The 1,381-nt window shown below is 38.3% G+C and carries 1 protein-coding gene; it reads right to left on the bottom strand.

The annotated features are described in order from the left end of the window. Nucleotides 1-83: 83 nt before the first annotated feature. Nucleotides 84-1,358, bottom strand: coding sequence for a group II intron reverse transcriptase/maturase (ltrA, locus tag LC095_RS26575; protein ID WP_226530914.1), 1,275 nt, complete (start codon nucleotides 1,356-1,358; stop codon nucleotides 84-86). Nucleotides 1,359-1,381: the final 23 nt, after the last annotated feature.

Raw genomic sequence — 1,381 nt, 5'->3', positions numbered from 1 at the left:
ATCGAGTAGAGGGAAAAATAATTTTAATTATTTTCGCCCCTCTCACACCACCGTACGTACGGTTCCGTATACGGCGGTTCAATTTATATTACAGTGTGTACTTTTAGATAATGATCTAAAGCAGAGGGAAGTCCCCTCTGCTTTAGTCTTTTATTTGAGATTGCTCTTTGAACGACTTTTGATAGCCCGATGTATCGATAACCTCTTCGACAGAAGGTTAATCCCTTCGCCTCTTCCTTAGGGATCCCTAATTGAATAAGCGATTTGATTCGTTTCTTCGATACCTTCCATTGCTTCCAGATGATGACTCTAATTCTGGAGCGAAGCTTCTTATCTATCTCAGTCATTGCTTTTTTCATATTTGAGATTCTAAAGTAGTTAACCCACCCAAGTATGACTTGTTTTAGTTTTAAGGTTCGGTAGTCTAGCGAAACACTCCAATTTCGCTTTGTTAATTTTCGAAGCTTCCTTTGAAATTTTTGTATTGACGTTGAATGGGGTTTTACTTGGTATTTCTCATTCTTAAAATCGTAATAATATCCAAATCCTAAGAATTTCAAATCTTTTGGACGGGAGATTTTACTCTTTTCTCCATTCACTATTAACCCTAATTTATTTTCTATAAATCTCACGATTGATTCCATCACTCTATTCGCTGCTTTCTCACTCTTCACGAAGATTAGGGCATCATCAGCGTATCTCACGAATTGAAGTCCTCTACTTTCAAGTTCCTTATCCAGTTCGTTTAACATTATATTACTCAATAGTGGACTAAGGTTTCCTCCTTGCGGAGTCCCGATTGGTGTTTCTTCATATTTCCCTTTCACCATGACTCCACTAACTAAGTATTTTCTGATTAACGAGATGACATCACCATCACCTATCGTGTTGGCGATAATTCGCATGAGTTTGTCGTGATGGACTGTATCAAAGAACCTTTCAAGGTCAATGTCTACTATCCAATCATGTCCATCATTCAGAATTTCCAAGCTTTTCATAATGGCCATCTCACAACTTCTTTTTGGCCTAAAGCCATAACTGAATTCACTGAATTGCTTTTCGAATATTGGACTGAGAACTTGATGAATGGCTTGTTGAACTACCCTATCCACTACTGTTGGTATTCCCAATTTGCGCATCTTACCATTTTCTTTTGGGATCTCCACTCTTAAGGCAGCTTGTGGTTGGTACTTTCTTGTTCTGATGCGCTGACGTAGCTCATCCTTGTTCTCTCTCAGATATTGTTTCAGTTCATCGACCGTTATTCCATCGACCCCACTAGCACCTTTGTTTTTATATACACGCAAGTAGGCTTCATTCATATTTTGATTACTTAGAATTTGTTCTAAAAGTTCCACACTCGTTTCTCCTTTCCTCTCAC

Source organism: Metabacillus niabensis (assembly GCF_020524345.1).
GTDB classification, from domain to species: Bacteria; Bacillota; Bacilli; order Bacillales; family Bacillaceae; genus Metabacillus; species Metabacillus niabensis_B.
Note: the sequence above shows the minus strand (reverse complement) of the source record. Positions and strands in the feature narration are given on the sequence as shown.